The organism is Bradyrhizobium sacchari (assembly GCF_002068095.1).
In the GTDB taxonomy this organism is placed as follows: domain Bacteria; phylum Pseudomonadota; class Alphaproteobacteria; order Rhizobiales; family Xanthobacteraceae; genus Bradyrhizobium; species Bradyrhizobium sacchari.
The window spans coordinates 202,450-220,639 of the sequence record NZ_LWIG01000069.1; the positions used below are offsets into that span (position 1 = coordinate 202,450).

Sequence of the window (18,190 nt, forward strand, 5' to 3'; positions counted from 1 at the left end):
GATCGTCACATCCATAGCGAGCCGGTGTGCGGCCGGAGCGGTCGCTGCTCGCGCCAAGGGAGTTTTTCCATGCGCTTCATGTACATCGTGACCTCCAGCCAGCCGATGGCAGGCCCGTCCCCGGCACTGGCCGAGGCGATGCAGAAGATATCAGAGCGGGAGCTCAAGGCCGGGCGAATGCTCGACACGGGCGGTTTGATGCCGCTTGCGACCGGCGCACGGGTGAAGATCGTCGACGGCGAGCTCAGCGTCATCGACGGCCCCTTCGTCGAGGCCAAGGAAGTGATCGGCGGCTACGCCATTTTCGAGCTGCGCGACAAGGCGGAAGCCCTGGCCATGGCGAAGGAATTCATGCAGTTGCATCTCGATCACATGCCGGGATGGGACGGTACCTGCGAATTGCGGGCATTCGCGACGCCGGGTGTCGACGTGGCGTGCGAGATCAACGCGCATTCCAGCGTCGCCGCCCACGCCGGATGAACACCACCGCTTGTCCTACAGCGTTTTCGAGCGAAGTGAATACCGGGTCGCGTAAAGAAAACGCATCCAAGCAAGAATCCAGAGCCCCGCTCCGATTCCATCGGAACGGAAAGGGCTCTGGTCGGCGGCGATGACCGCCGCCGACGTCGATTACGCGATCCGCGCCGCAATTCACGCAGCTTGGCGCGTCGTGCAGCCGCGGCTGATCGCGACGCTGTCGCGCATGCTGCGGGACGTGACGCTCGCGGAGGAATTGACTCAGGACGCACTGGTCGCCGCGCTGGAAGCCTGGCCGCTCAGCGGGGTGCCGGACAATCCCGGCGCCTGGCTGGTTGCGACAGCCAAGCGCCGTGCGCTCGATCATCTGCGCCGGGCGAAAATGCTCTCCCGCAAGCAGGACCTGCTGACGCACGATCTGATGCAGAAACAGGACGCGATGCCCGATTTCGATACCGCCCTCGACGACGACATCGGTGACGAATGGCTGCGGCTGATCTTCACGGCTTGCCACCCGCTGCTGCCGCGGCAGGCTCGCGCGGCGCTGGCGTTGCGCATGATCTGCGGCCTGACCACCGGCGAGATCGCGCGCGCCTTCCTGGTCACGGAGGCGACCATCGCCCAGCGCATCGTCCGTGCCAAGCGCACGCTCTCGCGGTCGGGCCTCACCTACGAAACTCCGGGCGGCGAGGCGCTTTCCGAGCGTCTCGCCTCGGTGCTCGAGGTCGTCTACCTCATCTTCAACGAGGGCTATTCGGCCTCACACGGCGAGCAGTGGCTGCGGCCGCAGCTCTGCGACGAGGCTCTGCGCATGGGGCGGGTGTTGGTCGGGCTCGCGCCGCTCGAGCCCGAGGTGCACGGTCTCATGGCGCTGATGGACCTGAATGCTGCGCGGATGCATGCCCGCACCGACCGTGATGGCGAGCCCATCCTGCTCATGGGCCAGGATCGCGGGCTGTGGGACCGGCTGCAGATCACCCGGGGCCTTCGGGCGCTGGATCGCGCGCGCGCGCTCGGCGGTGCCGGCCGGTTCTACACGCTGCAGGCAGCCATCGTCGCGTGTCATGCCACCGCGGGGACGGCCGCGAGCACCGATTGGCGGCGCATCGCGGAACTCTATGGCCAGCTTGCGACGCTGGTGCGTTCGCCAGTGATCGAACTCAACCGCGCGGTCGCGCTCGGCATGGCCGAAGGGCCGCAGGCCGGGCTCGATCTTGTGGATCTGATCGCCGGCGAGCCGGCGCTCAGGACGTATCACCATCTTCAGGCCGTGCGCGGCGACCTCCTGCAAAAGCTCGGCCGCTTCGCCGAGGCACGAGTATCGTTCGAGACCGCCGCCCGTCTTGCCACCAATGCGCGCGAGCGCGTGTTGATGGAACGACGTGCGGCAGACATTGCCGATGCCGGCGACATGGCTTGAGGCGAGCTGAAACGGTTTGAGACGCCCGCTTTGGCGGGCTCCTCACCACGATGGGCTGATGGCTCGCCAGGAAACGTGACCTCATCCTGAGGGTCCGCCATTGGCGGACGTCTCGAAGGATGGCCGCGGATTACGTCGTCACCTTCGGCGGCGGCGCGGTGCCTTGCGCCCATTTCTCCAGCTTGCCGAGCACGCCCCAGGCGGCGAGTGCGAGCGAGATCGGCATTGCGAACTGGCCGAGGCCCGGCACCGCCGAGACGATGGTGCCAAGCAGTCCGGCGAGGCCGCCCGCATTGGGGCTCGCCGTCACCGAGGAGAGCAGCGCAGTGATGAGCGTGCCGCCGATCCCAAGCGCGGTCTTCTTGCCGTCGAGCAGCTTGCCGATGGTCTCGCCCAGCGCACCGTTGACCTGGCCGAGCACGGGCTTGCCATCCTTGTTGAGCAGCGTGCTGAGCAGGTCGACGACCTGCTTCAGCTGATCGACAGGGGCGGGGGTGGTCGGGGTGACAGGTCCTGGCATGGGCGTCGTCTTGTTGTTGATGAGGGAAAAGAGTCGCTCGAACAGGCTGATCGGATCGCTCGTGGCGGGCAGCGTGTTGCCTGGCGTCGCCGGCCCCGGAAGCGCCGCGCCGGTCGGCGGTCGCAGCACCTGCGAGAGGTCTTCCAGCCGTTTCAGGACCTGGGACAGGTCGCCGCTCTGCATGACCCCTCCCGGCTGCGTCGCGCGCGTGATGGCGGCCATCGTGGCGCCGTCGAGCAGGCCGGTATCCCTGAGGCCGTTCTGTTGCTGGAACTGCGAGACGGCGGTCCGGGTCTTCGGACCGTTGATGCCGTCCTCGGCGAGCGGCGGATTGGCGCCGAGCCTGTTGAGCGCCTGCTGCATCAGGACGATGGTCGAGGCTGCATCGTCCTCCGGCTCGATGCGGCCTGCGAATTGCGGGCTGCCGTCGAGCGTGATCGAGGAATCCAGTGACATCATCGCATGCAGGATCACGGCCGTGCCGAGCTGGGAATCGACGTGGTTCGGGTCGAACACGTGATCGCGGACGAATTTGCCGGCCCTTGCCTCGGGCGGGCCGTACAGGTTCGAGCCGCCGTAGAGATAGGGCGAATTGACGCCCTTGGCGTGGTAGCCGAAGCCGTTGAACGCCTCCAGGCGGAACAGCATTCGCGCGATGCTCCAGTCCTGCGCGCCGATGAAATTCTCGATCCTGAACGCATCCACGGCGCCGTCCACGAAGGTGGCGAACGGGCCGCGTCCCTTAGGCACGAGGGTCGTCGTGCGATGTAGCGACTCGCCGTTGCCGAGATAGGTGTCGAAATCGAAATTGGATTCGCGATAGTGGCAGAGCGCCGTGAAATACCAGGGGACGCCGGTCAGGCGCTCGATCTGTTGATAGGTCGCCTTGCCGTTGATGGCCTTGCGTGCGACCCCGTTCGCGTCGGCGAGACGTCCGGGCCGGACCTCGAGACTGGCCCAATTCCGCTCGTATTCATTCTTAAAATTCTCGAAAGACACCATTTTCCGCTCCCGCAAATTGATGAAATATCGAATATCCGTGCAACTCAAAATGAACTGGTCGCCGTGACCGGCGCGCGACCTCCTCAGGCTGATCTCTGCAATCTGGCAGGTCGCCGGCTCTGTGCATGTGAAATGGGTTACAGCTTTTGCGGGAAATTGGCGGCACAGAGCGGATCGCCCTCGGGAACCCGCGTGAACGTTCGTCCGTTAGCCGCAGACACGGTCCGGCAAGGAGGCCTCATGGCCAAACGTGTCCTCGCGATCGGCATCGAACCCGGCGTTGCGGACTACAGTGCATTCCCGCAGCTCACGCCGGAGCTCGTGCGCGGCTACATCGAGGCGCAGCTGTTGCGCCTGCGCGATCGCGGCTTCGAGGTCACGAGCTGCCTGATCGATCTCGACGCGGCGGCCGAGGCCGCCGTCACGGCGGCGCTGCGCGAGGAGAGCTTCGATTGCGTCGTGATCGGCGCCGGCCTGCGCGAGCCGAAGGAGCGCCTGCTGCTGTTCGAGAAGGTGCTCAACCTCGTCCATCGCATCGCCCCCGATGCCGCGATCTGCTTCAACACCACGCCGGCCGACACCGTCGAAGCCGTGCAGCGCTGGATCGAGCCCTGAGCCGGAATCGACCCGATGCGCCCGATCGCGGCGTCGGCAATTTGTCTGGCCCAAATCCCCGCCGGGTCGTTAAAACCTGCCCCGCCACGGGGAGAACGAGCATGCTTCGAAATCTTCGCATTGGAAGCTTTGGAGTCGCGGCCTGTCTGACCGTCGCGATGGCGACCCCGGTCGCGAACAGGCCCGTCGCGATCGCCGATCCCAGCCGGTTGGCGCCCTAGATCAGCCGCATCCCGCGCAAACTCGCATGCCCGTTCTTGCCGACGATGATGTGATCATGCACGGCGATTCCCAGCGGCTTTGCGATGTCGATGATCGCTTTGGTCATCTGGATGTCGGCCTGCGAGGGCGAGGGATCGCCGCTGGGATGGTTGTGCACCAGGATCAGCGCGGTCGCCGACAATTCCAGCGCGCGCTTGATCACCTCGCGCGGATAGACCGGCGTGTGGTCGACGGTGCCGGTCTGCTGCACCTCGTCGGCGATGAGCTGGTTGCGCTTGTCAAGAAAGAGCAGGCGGAATTGCTCCTTGTCTGAAAACGCCATGCTGGTGCGGCAATAGGCGATCACCTCGTTCCATGACGACAGCGCGTTGCGGCTGTTGACCTCGCCCTTGGCGACGCGATGCGCGGCGGCGGCGATCAGCTTGAGCTGGTTGATCGCGGCTTCGCCGACGCCCTCGACCTCGCGCAGGCGCGCCACGGGCGCGTGTACGACCTCGGCGAACGAGCCGAAGGTCTTGATCAGCATCTTCGCCAGCGGCTTGGTGTCGCGCCGCGGCAGCGCTGGAAACAATGCCATCTCCAGGAGTTCGTAGTCGCTGAGCGCATCCGCCCCGGCGCTGTAGAAGCGTTCGCGCAGCCGCTCGCGATGGCCGTGATAGTGCGGCGCGTCCTCCGGCCTGCTCTTGTCGTGGTCTGGCTTGGCGGGCATCGGGCACAACCATGCCGAACGTTGCGCGTTTTGCAACCATGAAGTGTCGCGGCCTGGCGGCGCAGCCCTCAAAAAAATCCGCGCCGGCTGTCTCCTGGCCGCGGCCTCGTTCGTCTCAGCGCTGTTGGTCCAATAAGGGGGCCAGCCGAACGTCCGCAAAGGAGATCATCGATGTCCAAGACCAAAGCTGCACTTTCGCGTCGTGTCCTCGTTGCCACCGGCGCCGGAGCCGGGGCACTGCTCGCCGCCCAGGCGGTCCCGTCCCATGGCCAGAATGGCACGGCGAAGCCGGAAGCGACCATCCGCATCGGCGGCGATATCGCGACCCTCGTCAACGTCTTCACGGTCGACCCGGAGAACCAGCAGAAGCTGGTTCAGCTGCTGAAAGAGGGTACCGAGACCTTCTTCAGCAAGCAGCCGGGGTTCATTTCGTCCAGCGTCCACGCCAGCAAGGAGGGTCGGCGCGCGATCAACTACTCGCAATGGCGGAGCGCCGGGGACATCGAGAATTTTCGCGTGGATCCGCAATTTGCACCGTACATCCAGAAGCTCGCTGCACTCTCGAAGGCCGAGACGATCTTGTGCGAGGTCGTCGAGGTCAATCACGCCTGATCTGGTAAGCGCGGGACGGTCCAAGAGACCGCCCCGCGGGCGCTCTCACTGTTCGGGATCACGTTGCCGCGCCGGCACGGGCATCGTGATTGCGACGACTCCGGCCAGGATGAGCGCCATGCCCGTAAGGGCCGACGGGGTGAAGCGCTCGCCGAGCCATGCCGTGCCGAGTGCCACCGCAAAGCCCGCGCGCAGATAGCTGCCGCTGGTCGTGCCGAGCGGGCCGAGCGTGCGGATCAGGCGGAAATAGATCACCATGGCGAGCGCGGTACAGACGATCGCAAGGCCGAGCACCGCCGCGATCGCCTGCGTCGTCGGCGTCAGCGTCCAGGGCTGCTCGAGGATGACGGCTGCGGGCAGCATCAGAACCGCGGCGCAGCTCATCGCTCCGGCGGCCGTGACGATCGCCGGAAGTTTGGAAAACCGCTGTCCCCAGATCGGCGCGAGCGCGTAGCAGAGGCTGGCGCCGAGCACCGCGGCCTGCGCCAGCGGCGCCGTCGTGCCGATCCCGGACAGGGCATCGAAGCCGATGGTCGCGGCGACGCCCGCAAGGCCGAGCCCGACGCCGATGATCTTGCGGCCGGTGACGGCTTGGCGCCCGCGTCCGGCCGTCATCGCGATTGCAAGGACGAACATCGGCGGCGTTGCGTTGAGCACGCCGGCAAGCCCGCTTGCGATATGCATCTCGCCCCAGCTGATCAGGGTGAAGGGAGCTGCGCTTTGCAGCAGGCCCTGCACCAGCAAGGCGGCCCAGATCGATCGCTCGCGGGGGAGGAGGTGTCCCTGCGCGCTCGCGATCACGAGCAGGACGATTGCGGCGATGGTCACGCGTGCGGCGACCATCGTGCAGGGCGGAATCGAAGGGATCGTGACCTTGATCAGCGTGAACGAGCCGCCCCAGATCAGCGATAGCAGCAGCAGGAGCCCGATCTCGGCGGAGAGAGTGGTTTGTCCCGACGTCGCTTGTTGGGCCTGCGTGCTCATGCAAATTTGCTCCTGGATCGATCGTCACCATGATCCGGAGCGGCATTGCGGGCTGGCTGAATTCGGACCTCATCGCCCGATTGAGTCCGATTTCAGCTACTCGGTGGGCTGCATCATAACTATGATTTGGCGATGGCGAAGAATTTGGCCGAGCGGCAGGCGCTGCCGCCGCATCTCGATTGGGACACCTGCGACCGGGCGCGCCTTGCGCGTGCCCGCGCCTTCGACGGCCTGTTCTTTTCCGGCGTGCGCTCGACGCGGATCTATTGCCGGCCGGTCTGCCCCGTTCGTCCCGCCCGCTCCGAGAATGTCACCTTCTATCCGACGGCGGCTGCCGCGGAGCGCGCCGGCTTCCGCCCATGCCTGCGGTGTCGTCCGGAAACCGCACCGGGCTCGCCCGCCTGGATGGGGACCGCCACCACCGTGGCGCGCGGCATGCGCCTGATCAATGACGGTTTCCTGGATCGCGCATCCATGGCGGAGCTTGCCGAAGCCCTTGGCGTCGGGCCGCGCCATCTGCTCCGCCTGTTCATGCGACACGCCGGCGCGAGCCCGAGCGAGATTGCCGCGACGCGGCGCGTGCAGGAAGCCAAGCGCCTGATCGATCAAACCGATCTCACGCTGGCGGAGATCGCCTTCGCGGCCGGGTTCGGCAGCATTCGCCGCTTCAACGACGCCTTTGTGGCAACCTACAAGCGGCCGCCTTCGTCATTCCGCCGGCGGCGATAGAAGGTGCTACTTCGCTGTCATTCCGGGACGGCGCGAAGCACCGAACCCGGAATCTCGAGATAGCGTGAGGGCCTCGTCGCCCATGTCATCCTCCATCATGTCATCCTCCATTCGGAGGACGTCGCGCTTCCAGGATACCGCTATCACCCGATCGGATGATGGAGCTTCCGAACGATGGTTGACGTGGATCTGGTATCGCACCTGATCGGGGACATCTACGATGCCGCCCTCGATCCAGCATTATGGACCGACGTCCTCGAGCAGACATGTCGGTTCGCCGGCGGAACGGCCGCATCGCTCTACTCCAAGGAGGTCGTCGCGCGGCAAGGGGCGGCCCGATACAACTGGAACATGCCCGCGGATGCCCTCGCCGCGTATTTCAATGATCATGTGCGCTTCGATCCCGTCACCGTGAGCCAGTTCTTTTTCGAGGTCGGGGACATCTACAGCATCGCTGATCTCATGCCCTACGCGGAATTCGTCGCCACGCCGGTCTACCAGAAGTGGGCGAAACCCAACGGCTGGGTCGATCATCTTGCCGCGACCCTCGACAAATCGGCGAACGGCTTCGCCCTCTTCGGGGTGTTTCGCAATGAGAGGCAGGGGCTGGTCGACGATGCCATGCGCCATCGGATGCGGCTGTTGGTCCCCCATATGCGTCGCGCCGTGCTGATCGGGAACGTGATTGACGTTCACAGGGCGGGGGCGTCAGCCCTGTCGGACGCCTTCGATGCGATCGGCTCCTGCGTCTATCTCGTCGATCGCTCCGGCCGGATCGTGTTCGCCAACGAGGCCGGCCAGGCGCTGTGCGAGAGCGGAACGGTCTTGAGCCGCCCGCGAAACGTGCTGACCGCCGTCGATCCGCACGCAGCCCGCATCCTGCGGGACCTCCTGGTTGCCGCGAACGACGGCGACGGCGCGATCGGCGTCAGGGGCATCGCGGTGCCGTTGTTGGAGCAGTCGGACCATGGCTGGTTTGCCCACGTGCTGCCGCTCACCTCCGGCGCCCGCCGTCGGGAAGGCAGGGCTCATTCGGCCGTGGCCGCTATCTTCGTTCGCAAGGTCTCGGCCTACGCACCGCCGCCGCTCGAAACGGTCGCCAGGCGCTACAAGCTCTCACCCGGCGAGGTTCGCGTTCTTCAGGCCATGATGAGTGTCACGGGCGTGTCGAAGACCGCCGCGGCGCTCGGGATCGCCGAAACCACGGTCAAAACCCATCTGCAACGTCTGTTCGCCAAGACGGGCGTGCACCGCCAGGCCGACCTGGTGAAGCTGGTTGCGGCGCATGCGGATCCGTTTCGCTCCTGAATCGTTCCGCCTCGGCACCTGATGTGTCATCACGCGTCGGCGCCGCCGGATGGCGGCGCATGGGCGGCAAGCTCGAACGTCTTGATCGAGCCGGAGTCTAAGATCACCCGATCTGCTTCTCGCCGTGCCGCTCCGACAGCGTGAAGATCTCGACGCCGGTCGCGGTGACACCGACGGAGTGCTCGAACTGCGCCGACAGCGAGCGGTCGCGGGTCACCGCGGTCCAGCCGTCGGAGAGGATCTTCACATGCGGCTTGCCGAGATTGATCATCGGCTCGATGGTGAAGAACATGCCGGGCTTGAGCTGCACGCCCTCGCCGGGCCGGCCGATATGGATGATGTTCGGCTCGTCGTGGAACATGCGCCCCAGGCCATGGCCACAGAAATCGCGCACCACGCTCATGCCTTGCGGCTCGACGAAGCTCTGGATGGCGTGGCCAATGTCGCCGGTGGTGGCGCCGGGCTTCACCGCGGCGATGCCGCGCATCATCGCCTCATACGTCACCTCGATCAGCCGTTCGGCCTTGCGCGCGATCGGGCCAACCGCATACATCCGGCTGGAATCGCCATACCAGCCGTCGACGATGAAGGTGACGTCGATGTTGACGATATCGCCCTCCTTCAGCGGACGGTCGCCGGGCATGCCGTGGCAGACCACGTGGTTGAGCGAGGTGCAGGTCGAGTAGCGGTAGCCGCGATACATCAGCGTCGCCGGATAGGCGCCATGGCTGAAGGCGAAGTCGCGGACGAATTCGTCGATCTTGGAGGTCGGTACGCCGGGCCCGACGATGTCGGTGAGCTCGTCGAGGCACTTCGCCACCAGCGCGCCGGCCTTGCGCATGCCGGCAAAGGCGGCGGGCCCATGCAGCTTGATCTGTCCGGTCTTGCGCAGGGAGGTATCGGTGGCTTCGACGTAGCTCATGCTTGTGCGGTCTTCCGGGCTGATCTCGATGTCGGCGGAAAGGCTTGATTTCAGGCCCCAATTTAATGATTGCCCGCCTTCGCGCAAGCCAAGGCAGCGCGTTTTCGAGCGAAGTGGCCGCCGGTTCGCGCGAAGAAAACGCGTCAAAACGAATCTTACCGGCGCTTGCGCCCGAAAGCGGGCCTAATTCGGGACTTCTACGGTGGTTTCGACCGGCAGAGCGCCGCCGCGGACGCGGATTTCGCGGACCGGGTAGGGAACCCGGATGCCCTCGCGCTTGAAGGCGTCCCACAGCGCCAGCATGACGTCGCTCTTGACGTTGTCCATGCCGTCGGGGTCCGCGATCCAGAAGGTCAGCGAGAACTTCATGCCGGCTTCTGCGAACTCGGTCAAAATGCTGTTCGGCGCCTTGCCCTTGGTGGCGCGCGGATGGGCGGCGGCGGTCTCGGCGGCGAGCTTGGTGACGAGGCGCGGGTCGGCGTCGTAATTGGTGCCGAAGGCGATCTTCACCAGCGTGTTCTTGTCGGTATAGGTCCAGTTGACGACCTTCTGCGTCACCAGATCCTCGTTCGGCACCAGGAATTCGCGGCCGTCGCCGGCGGCCACGGAAATATAGCGAGTCTTCATCGCGCTGATCCGCCCGGTATTGTCGCCGATGGTGACGAGGTCGCCGGGCTTCACCGATTTGTCGGCGAGCAGGATGATGCCCGAGATGAAATTGGCCACGATCTTCTGCAGGCCGATGCCGATGCCGACGCCGACCGCGCCGGAGAACACGGCAAGCGCGGAGAGATCGATGCCGACCGCGCCGAGCGCAATGACGATTGCGACCGCAAGCAGTCCGATGCGGATGATCTTGACCAGCAGCACCTGCACCGACGGCGTCAGATCGGTGGTCGAATTGATCCGGCTCTCGGCGAAATTGCTGGCGATGTTGGTGGCCCACAGCGCGATCAGAAGCAGCGCGCCGGCCTTGATCACCAGGAGCGGCGTCAGCCTGAGGCCGCCGAGCACGATGGCAAAGGAGTCGAGCAGATCGACGGTCGCGTCGAGCTGGCCGATGATGGAGAGGGCCGCGACGAACCAGGCCGTGATCGACACCAGCTTGACGATGAAGGCATTGCGCAGCACCGAGGTCACCAGCCGGATCACCAGCCATGCCAGCCCCATCTTGGCGGCGACCATCAGGAGATAGCTCCGGCTCGGCCAGGTCGCGTGGTACATCACAAGGCGGGAGATGATCACGAGCAGGGTGAACACCGCCGTCGAGGCGCTCGACATCATCACCCGCGAGAAGTGCCGGAGCGGCAGCGGCCAGCCCATGGCCAGCGATGTCATGTCGACGCGATTGCGAATGCCGGCTTCCGCGGCATAGGCGATGCCGGCTGCCGCGAGGATGAGACCAAATTGCAGGTAGAACCAGGGTGAGGAAATTTCCGCCCCTACGCTGCGTGCGGTCGTCTGCACGAACTCCATGAAGTCTTTGAGGTCCATGTCCATCGGTCTCGTCGGGAAGCGGGGGAGGAATTGATTCGAGGGCGCCGCAGAATCTCACAAAGGCTGCGGCCCGGCCATCGATACACCGTGAAGTGAAGCGCGTTAAGGCCGCAAAATACGGGCAGATTGCCGCGAGACGCGAAAATGGGTTGGCGCGCCGGGGCCACGACGATATGGATGCATAAGCACATGTTTTTGAGATGGGAAATTCCGTCAAGGGCGGCGCGCTTCGCCTCTCCCCGCTTGCGGGGAGAGGCCGAAATTCGAGCGAAGCTTGAATTTCGGGTGAGGGGGACTCTCCACGAGTCCAGTGCTCACCGCCCTCGCGGTGACTCCCCCTCACCCCACCCTCTCCCCGCAAGCGGGGCGAGGGAGTGCCCGGCCGGTGGCCCCCTGACTGAATTCGTCGATCACCCGGAGTAACCCGCAACACCGCATGGCCTCCCTCGACTCCTTCAGCCTCACGATATTGCTCGGCGCCGTCCTGGTCATGGCCGGTATCCTGTCGAGCCTGCTTGCGCTGCGGTTCGGCGCGCCGTTGCTGCTCGTGTTCCTTGCCATCGGCATGCTCGCGGGAGATTCCGGTCCCGGACAGATCCAGTTCAACGACGTCGGCACGACCTATCTGGTCGGTTCGGTGGCCCTGGCCCTGATCCTGTTCGACGGCGGCTTGCGGACGCGCTTTGCCAGCATCCGCACCGTACTTGCGCCGTCCGTGGTGCTGGCCACCATCGGCGTGCTCCTGACCGCGCTGGTCACGGCGCCATTCGCCAGATATGCGCTTGATCTCAACTGGACGGAGTCACTTCTGGTCGGCGCCGTGGTGGCCTCGACCGATGCGGCGGCCGTGTTCCTGCTGGTCCACACCCAGGGCCTGCGCCTGCGTCCGCGCGTCGGCGCGACGCTGGAGGCGGAGTCCGGCACCAACGATCCCTTCGCGATCTTCCTCACCCTGATGCTGGTCGAGTACATCTCGCTCGGCTCGAGCTCGCCCGGCCATGTGCTGATGGAGTTCGTGCTGGAGGCGGCGCTGGGCGCAATCGTCGGCGTGTTCGGCGGCCGCCTCGTCGTCATCGCGCTCAACAAGGTCGCGCTGCCGCAGGGCCTGCACGCGCCGTTCGTCACGACCGCGGCGCTCGTGATCTTCGGCGGCTCGCAGATCATGCACGCCTCGGGCTTCCTCGCGGTCTATCTCGCCGGCATCATCATCGGCAACCGGCCGACGCGTGCGCATAATTCGGTGGTGACCTTCCTGGATGCGGCGACCTGGCTGGCCCAGATCGTGATGTTCGTCCTGCTCGGCCTCCTGGTCTCGCCGAGCCGGTTAGGCGCGAGCGTGCTGCCGGCGGTCGCGGTCGCGCTGGTCCTGATGCTGGTGGCGCGGCCGCTCGCGGTCTTCTTGTGCCTGGCGCCGTTCCGCTTCAACTGGCGCGAAAAGATCTTCATCGCCTGGACCGGCCTGCGCGGTGCGGTCGCGATCTTCCTGGCCTCGATCCCGATGCTGGTCGGGCTGTCCAAGGCCTATCTCTATTTCGACGTCGCCTTCGTCGTCGTCATCATCTCGCTGCTGCTGCAAGGCTGGACGCTGGCGCCCGCCGCGCGCAAGCTGCATGTCGCGCTGCCGCGCGCCGAGCGCGGCCCGCGCCGCGTCGAGCTCGATCTGCCCGGCCAGCTCGAGCAGCAGCTTGTCGGCTATTCGGTGCGGTCCAAGAGCCTGTATTTCCGCCGTGGCCTGATCCCGTCCTGGTCCAAGCCGACGCTGGTGATCCGCAACCAGAACATCCTGACGCCCGCGGAGGCCGATCCGATCGCGCCCGGCGACTACATCTACCTATTGGCGCCGCCGGAGAAGGCCGAGTCGCTCGACCGCTTCTTCGTCGACATGCAGCCGAGCTCGGCGCCGGATCCGCATCTGCTCGGCGACTTCATGGTCTCCGGCGAGCACACGCTGGCAGAGCTTGCCGAGATCTACGGGGTGAAGGTGAGCGAGGACGAGGGCAAGCTCACGCTCGCCGACTATTTCGACGTCCATCTCGACCGCGCCCCGAAGGAGGGTGCGGAGCTCGCGCTGGACGAGATCGTCCTCGTCGCACGCAGCATCTCCGGCGGCCGCGTCAATGTCGTCGGCCTGCGCCTACCGGAAGAGGACGAGACACCGCCGCCGCTGACGCGCAGGCAGGCGCTGCGGAAGAAGCTGTCGGACATCTGGACGTCGGTGGCGGGGGTTTAGACGTCTCGTGTCCGCAGTCAGTTTCGTGTGACGAAGCCAGCCACGGGATCGTCATTGCGAGCGTAGCGAAGCAATCCAGAATCTTTCCGGGGAGACGGTCTGGATTGCTTCTCTGCGCTCGCAATGACGGTGTTTGCCGCGCCGTCCTGGCCCCATCTCGTCGGCCAATGATGTTGGCACCTCTCGCCCGTCATCCGCCACCAAATCGCCGCAACCGCTGAAGATTTGCGCGGCTTCGTGAACTCCGCATCCGGAACGCTCCGCGGCGCAGCTCGTTCTTCGCGTTGACAGCCAACGTCTTTGACAGGAGCAGTTCCATGCGAAGTTTCATCCTGCCTGCCATCGTCGCGATCGGTCTCGGATCGGCCACGCCGGCGATGGCCTATGACACCGGCGACCAGATATCGATGCAGGTCGCGCTCGATGTCGCGACCGACATCGGCGTCATGACGGTCTCTCACACCCAGTTCCTCGGCGATGAATGGCAGATCGAAGGCCGCGATCGCGCCGGGCGCTGGATGGAAGTCGATGTCGATGCCCGCACCGGCGAGGTCCGCAATGTCGATCGCGGCTGGTAAAGCCGAAACGACGAAGCGCTGAAACGCTGACAGCGCGAGATCCCTCCCAACGTCGCCCCGGCCCAGCGCGCAATTGCGCGCGGGAGGCCGGGACGACGGCGGTGGATGGATTGGCAGCGTGCCTCACGTCAGCACCTTTACCCCGCCCAACGACGTCACGCGCCCCTGCTTCAGCATCACGATCTGGGTCGCGAGCTGGCGCAGTTCGGCGGCGTCATGGCTGACATAGACCATCGGGACATTGGCCTCGTCGCGCAGCCGCACCAGGTAGGGCAGGATCTCCAGCTTGCGGCCCTCGTCGAGCGCGCCGAGCGGTTCGTCGAGCAGCAACAGGCGCGGCTTCGACAGCAGCGCGCGGCCGAGCGCGACGCGCTGGCGTTCGCCGCCGGAGAGCTTTCCGGGACGGCGGTCCAGAAGAGCGCCGATGTCGAGCAGGTCGATGATGCGCTTGTGTTGCGCAGGATCCGGCGCAAGTCCGTTCATCCGCCGTCCGTAATCGAGGTTCTGCGCGACGCTCAGATGCGGAAACAGCCGCGCGTCCTGGAACACATAGCCGATGCGGCGACGCCAGGTCGGCACGTGAATGCCGGCTGCGGTGTCGTCCACGGTCTCGCCGTCGATCACGATGGTGCCGCGGTCGGGGCGCAACAGGCCGGCGATCATGTTGACCAGCGAGCTCTTGCCGGCACCGGAGGCGCCGAACAGGCCGATGACGCGCCCCTCGCTGGTGAAGGCCGCGGACAGCGAGAACTCGCCTAGCTGTTTTTCGACGTCGACGCGCAGCATGGTCAGTTTCCGTGCAAGCGCTGGGTGGCGCGGCGGGCGAACCATTCGGCGGCGATCAGTGCGCCGATCGCGAGCACGATCGAGACGATCACGAGCCGGCCCGCGGCGGCATCGCCGTCGGGCGTCTGGATCAGCGAATAGATCGCCGACGAGATCGTCTGGGTCTCGCCGGGAATGTTGGAGACGAAGGTGATGGTGGCGCCGAACTCGCCGATCGCCTTGGCAAAGCCCAGCACCATGCCGGCGAGCACGCCCGGCAGCGCCAGCGGCAGCGTTACCGTGAAGAACACTTTCCACGGCGCCGCGCCGAGCGTTTCCGCGGCCTGCTCGAGCCGGCGGTCGATCGCCTCGATCGACAGCCGCATCGGGCGCACCAAGAGCGGAAACGACATCACGCCGCAGGCAAGCGCCGCGCCTGTCCAGCGGAACGCGAAGACGATGCCGAGATGGTCGGCGAGAAAGCCGCCGACGAGTCCCTTGCGGCCGAAGGTGAGGAGCAGCAGATAGCCGGTGACGACGGGCGGCAGCACCAGCGGCAGATGCACCACGGCGTCGAGCACCGACTTGCCCCAGAAGTCACGGCGCGCAAGCAGCCACGCCAGCGCGATGCCGAACGGCGTTGCGACCAGCGTTGCAATGACGCCGACCCTGAGCGAGAGCAGGATCGCCGTCCATTCGGCGGGCGAGATGTCGAGCATCAAGTCGCAGGCGTCAGTGGCAAAAAATCAGGTGGTCGGACTGATCAGGAATTTGAAGCCGTATTTTTCCAGAATGGTCTTGGCGGCCGTCGAGCGCAGGAAGGCGAGATAGTCGTTCGTTGCGGGCTTCGCGGTCGTGGTCGCCGCGACCGGATAGATGATCGCGGGGTGCGAATCCGCCGGGAAGGTGCCGACGATCTTGACGCCGGGCTCGACCTTGGCGTCGGTGGAATAGACGATGCCGAGCCCAGCCTCGCCGCGGGCGACCAGCGTCAGCGCGGCGCGTACGCTCTCGGCCATCGCGAATTTCGGCTCCGCCGCCTGCCAGGCGCCGAGCTTCTCCAGCGCGGCCTTGGCATATTTGCCTGCTGGCACGGACTTGACGTCGCCGGTCGCGATCCTGCCGTCGCCGGCGAGCTTGGCGAGGTCGAAGCCTTGCGCGATGGTGACGTTGTCGATCTTGGAATCCTTCGGCGCGATCAGCACGATGCTGTTGCCGAGCAGGTTGACTCGGGAAGGTTCGTTGATGGTCTTCTTGGAGACCGCGTAGTCCATCCAGTCGGTGTCGGCGGAAACGAATACGTCAGCCGGCGCGCCCTGCTCGATCTGCTTGGCCAGCACCGAGCTTGCGGCATAGCTGACGCTGAACTTGACGCCGGTCTTGGCGGTATAGGCGGCGTCGATCTCGTCCAGCGCGTTCTTCATGGACGCTGCGGCGAACACGGTGATGGTCTTGTCCTCCGCCGCGGCGGGCGAGAGGCTAGCGCCCGCGAGGAGGACGAAAGCTGTGAAAAGTCCAGCGATACGAATCATGGATGCGCTCCGTGCGAGCTCGCGCGCCAATACACGCGCAAATCTGGCGTTGGTGGGTCTGGCTTGCGACGGGCGGAAGCGCTGTTCCACGGGGCCTTGCGACGGCTTACGGCCGGCAGGGATATCGCAGTGCAAACATAGCAGGCCGCGGCCTCAGGTCAAAGGCGACCGTTTGTCGGGCGGCAGGGCTATTGGACCGGCAGGATCGCGATCGAGAGCGCATTGTCCCTGGCGCCGCTGACCTGAAGCACAAAGGGCTGCGCCGACAGCTCGTATTTCATGGTCTTGCGGATGCCCTCGCAATCGGTCGCGCCGCTGAAGGTCATGGGCTTGAGGAAATGGCCGTCCTGGACGACGTCGACCCAGGCTCCGGCCGACAGGCTGATCGTGTAGAGGCCGGCCTTCGGTGCCTTGACGCTGGTGAAGCCGGCAAAGGTGCCGTCCTTCGGCGCCCGCTCCGGCGGCGAGGGCAGTTTCGCTTCGCTCGGGGCGACCAGTCCCAGCGTGATGGCGGATGACGGCAGCGCCGCCTGCTCGCTCCCCGAGGCGAGTTTTGCACGATCCGGCGCAGTCAGCGCGGCACGCTCGCGCTCGACCGGCCACTTGAACTTGTCGCAGCCGCTCGGCTCCTCGGCGGCGAGAGAAGAGGTCGCGCCGATCATGAGCGCAGCAAGGACGGTGAGGACGCGCATATGAAATCCCATCGTTGGCCACGCGAACGGCGCGAGGCGTGCGGTCAGGCTTGTTGAAAAACGGGATGCGCATCCCGGGATGCCGCGGGCTTACGGCACGGCGGCGGGGATGATCCTAGCGCATTAGAGGAGGCGCACCAACTCTCTAGTTCGTCATCCCGGGGCGCGCGCAGCGCGAGCCCGGGATCCATAACCACAGGATTGTGTTTGGCGAAGATTCGGAGTGACCATCTCGCGCCACGATCACTCCCTGTGATTATGGGTCCCGGGCTCGCTGCGCGCCCCGGGACGACACCGGTTGGTAGGCGGCAGCTTACCCTACGGCTTCGCATCGCCCGCATGCAGTACCGCCTTGCACGCCGCCGGCATCTGCGCCAGCGTCATCGGCGGTTTGGGTTTCGGCGGCTCCGGCGGGGGCTTCGGATGCAGCACGGCGTCCGAGAACCAGTAGGAGAGATCGGCCTCCTTGCAGCCCTCGTCCTCGGACTGCGATGGCTGGCCCTCGCATTGGCCGGCGCCGGCCGGGCAGCGCATGCGGATGTGGAAGTGATAGTCGTGGCCCCACCAGGGGCGGATTTTTGAAAGCCAGGAGCGGTCGCCTTTGGCCTCGCGGCACAGTGCCTTCTTGATCGCGGCATTGACGAAGATGCGTTGCACCGCCGGCTCCTGCGCGGCGTCGCGCAGCACCAGGACATGGCCGGGGGTGAACACCTTCGGATCGATGTCGAGCCGGTCCTGGCGCACCATCATCACCGCCGACATCTCCTCGCGCTCCTCGCGCGAGAGCCGGCGGTCCGGCATCGGCGTCAGCCAGATGTCGGCGTCGAGGCCGATCTGGTGGCTGGCATGGCCCGACAGTGCCGGCCCGCCGCGCGGCTGGGCGATGTCGCCGACCAGGATGCCCGGCCATCCCGCGTCCTTGTGCGCCTTGGCCGCAAGGCGCTTGATCAGCGCGATCATATCGGGATGGCCGAAGTTGCGGTTGCGCGACAGCCGCATCACCTGCCAGTTGTCGCCGTTGAGCGGCATCTGCGCGGCGCCGCCGATGCAGCCCTTGGTGTAGGAGCCGATGACATGCGCCGGCCCTTTCGAGGGCAGCAGCTTGCGCGCGAACAGCTCCTTGGCACCGAGATGCGGATCGTTGGGGTTGGCCAGCGGCGGCAGCGGCTTCGGGTTGACGCTGCCCTTGTCCTGGGCCAGCGCGCCACTGGCGACCAGGAGCGTCGTCACAAGCAGGAGAGGGGTGAAGCGGCGGGGACTCATGCTGGCAGACTTATAGCCCAAGGCTGCGTCAGGGTTAAGAAATGGGGTGGTTGCAGGAATAACGTCCAAAAGCCGTGACTTGCCGATGCGCCGCGGCCGATTTTTAACGGCGC

Annotated in this window: 18 protein-coding genes; 8 read left to right on the top strand and 10 right to left on the bottom strand. The window is 65.7% G+C overall.

Annotation, left to right across the window (positions count from 1 at the left end; all coding sequences use genetic code 11):
* Positions 1 to 69: 69 nt before the first annotated feature.
* Positions 70 to 480 (top strand): YciI family protein, encoded by a 411-nt coding sequence (locus A5906_RS40595; RefSeq protein ID WP_080140646.1) that lies wholly within the window; start codon positions 70 to 72, stop codon positions 478 to 480.
* Between the two features lie 130 nt (positions 481 to 610).
* Complete coding sequence (locus A5906_RS40600) at positions 611 to 1,897, top strand: RNA polymerase sigma factor (RefSeq protein WP_080140647.1); 1,287 nt, start codon at positions 611 to 613, stop codon at positions 1,895 to 1,897.
* 130 nt (positions 1,898 to 2,027) lie between these two features.
* On the opposite strand, the gene A5906_RS40605 is transcribed toward A5906_RS40600, so the two are convergent.
* Positions 2,028 to 3,419 (bottom strand): peptidoglycan-binding protein, encoded by a 1,392-nt coding sequence (locus tag A5906_RS40605; RefSeq protein WP_080140648.1) that lies wholly within the window; start codon positions 3,417 to 3,419, stop codon positions 2,028 to 2,030.
* A 240-nt stretch (positions 3,420 to 3,659) separates the two neighbouring features.
* Here A5906_RS40605 and A5906_RS40610 point away from each other — a divergent pair, with 240 nt between their 5' ends.
* Complete coding sequence (locus tag A5906_RS40610; protein ID WP_080140649.1) at positions 3,660 to 4,034, top strand: hypothetical protein; 375 nt, start codon at positions 3,660 to 3,662, stop codon at positions 4,032 to 4,034.
* Positions 4,035 to 4,251: 217 nt separating this feature from the next.
* Here A5906_RS40610 and radC read toward each other — a convergent pair whose 3' ends face one another.
* The gene (gene radC / locus A5906_RS40615; RefSeq protein ID WP_080140650.1) at positions 4,252 to 4,965 is read right to left on the bottom strand and encodes a RadC family protein; all 714 of its coding nucleotides are present in this window, start codon (positions 4,963 to 4,965) and stop codon (positions 4,252 to 4,254) included.
* Positions 4,966 to 5,136: 171 nt separating this feature from the next.
* Between radC and A5906_RS40620 the strand changes: the two genes are divergently transcribed.
* Positions 5,137 to 5,577 carry an antibiotic biosynthesis monooxygenase family protein gene (locus A5906_RS40620; protein ID WP_080140651.1) on the top strand — a complete coding sequence of 147 codons (441 nt, stop codon included), beginning with the start codon at positions 5,137 to 5,139 and terminating at the stop codon, positions 5,575 to 5,577.
* Between the two features lie 45 nt (positions 5,578 to 5,622).
* Here A5906_RS40620 and A5906_RS40625 read toward each other — a convergent pair whose 3' ends face one another.
* A complete protein-coding gene (locus A5906_RS40625; RefSeq protein WP_080140652.1) occupies positions 5,623 to 6,561 on the bottom strand; it encodes a DMT family transporter in 939 nt (312 codons plus the stop codon).
* A gap of 132 nt (positions 6,562 to 6,693) precedes the next feature.
* Between A5906_RS40625 and A5906_RS40630 the strand changes: the two genes are divergently transcribed.
* Positions 6,694 to 7,290: a bifunctional transcriptional activator/DNA repair enzyme AdaA gene (locus A5906_RS40630; protein ID WP_080140707.1), complete on the top strand. Its 597-nt coding sequence runs from the start codon at positions 6,694 to 6,696 to the stop codon at positions 7,288 to 7,290.
* Positions 7,291 to 7,464: 174 nt separating this feature from the next.
* Positions 7,465 to 8,598, top strand: a complete 1,134-nt coding sequence (locus A5906_RS40635) for a helix-turn-helix transcriptional regulator (RefSeq protein ID WP_080140653.1) — start codon at positions 7,465 to 7,467, stop codon at positions 8,596 to 8,598.
* 103 nt (positions 8,599 to 8,701) lie between these two features.
* Here the strand turns inward: A5906_RS40635 and map are convergent, their stop codons facing one another.
* Positions 8,702 to 9,520 carry a type I methionyl aminopeptidase gene (map, locus tag A5906_RS40640; protein ID WP_080140654.1) on the bottom strand — a complete coding sequence of 273 codons (819 nt, stop codon included), beginning with the start codon at positions 9,518 to 9,520 and terminating at the stop codon, positions 8,702 to 8,704.
* A gap of 183 nt (positions 9,521 to 9,703) precedes the next feature.
* Positions 9,704 to 11,020: a mechanosensitive ion channel family protein gene (locus A5906_RS40645; protein ID WP_080140655.1), complete on the bottom strand. Its 1,317-nt coding sequence runs from the start codon at positions 11,018 to 11,020 to the stop codon at positions 9,704 to 9,706.
* Between the two features lie 433 nt (positions 11,021 to 11,453).
* On the opposite strand from A5906_RS40645, the gene A5906_RS40650 reads away from it, so the two are divergent.
* Together A5906_RS40650 and A5906_RS40655 are read left to right on the top strand one after the other, a co-directional pair.
* The gene (locus tag A5906_RS40650; RefSeq protein ID WP_080140656.1) at positions 11,454 to 13,247 is read left to right on the top strand and encodes a potassium/proton antiporter; all 1,794 of its coding nucleotides are present in this window, start codon (positions 11,454 to 11,456) and stop codon (positions 13,245 to 13,247) included.
* Between the two features lie 317 nt (positions 13,248 to 13,564).
* Complete coding sequence (locus A5906_RS40655) at positions 13,565 to 13,825, top strand: PepSY domain-containing protein (protein ID WP_080140657.1); 261 nt, start codon at positions 13,565 to 13,567, stop codon at positions 13,823 to 13,825.
* Between the two features lie 123 nt (positions 13,826 to 13,948).
* Here A5906_RS40655 and modC read toward each other — a convergent pair whose 3' ends face one another.
* The 5 genes from modC to mepA form a co-directional block, all read right to left on the bottom strand.
* Positions 13,949 to 14,611, bottom strand: coding sequence for a molybdenum ABC transporter ATP-binding protein (gene modC / locus A5906_RS40660; protein ID WP_080140658.1), 663 nt, complete (start codon positions 14,609 to 14,611; stop codon positions 13,949 to 13,951).
* Positions 14,612 to 14,613: 2 nt separating this feature from the next.
* Entirely contained in the window at positions 14,614 to 15,309 is a 696-nt protein-coding gene (gene modB, locus A5906_RS40665) for a molybdate ABC transporter permease subunit (RefSeq protein ID WP_080140659.1), read from the bottom strand.
* Positions 15,310 to 15,336: 27 nt separating this feature from the next.
* Positions 15,337 to 16,122, bottom strand: coding sequence for a molybdate ABC transporter substrate-binding protein (modA, locus tag A5906_RS40670; RefSeq protein WP_080140708.1), 786 nt, complete (start codon positions 16,120 to 16,122; stop codon positions 15,337 to 15,339).
* Positions 16,123 to 16,310: 188 nt separating this feature from the next.
* Complete coding sequence (locus A5906_RS40675; protein WP_080140660.1) at positions 16,311 to 16,814, bottom strand: hypothetical protein; 504 nt, start codon at positions 16,812 to 16,814, stop codon at positions 16,311 to 16,313.
* A gap of 318 nt (positions 16,815 to 17,132) precedes the next feature.
* Complete coding sequence (gene mepA, locus A5906_RS40680) at positions 17,133 to 18,077, bottom strand: penicillin-insensitive murein endopeptidase (RefSeq protein WP_080140709.1); 945 nt, start codon at positions 18,075 to 18,077, stop codon at positions 17,133 to 17,135.
* Positions 18,078 to 18,190 lie beyond the last annotated feature (113 nt).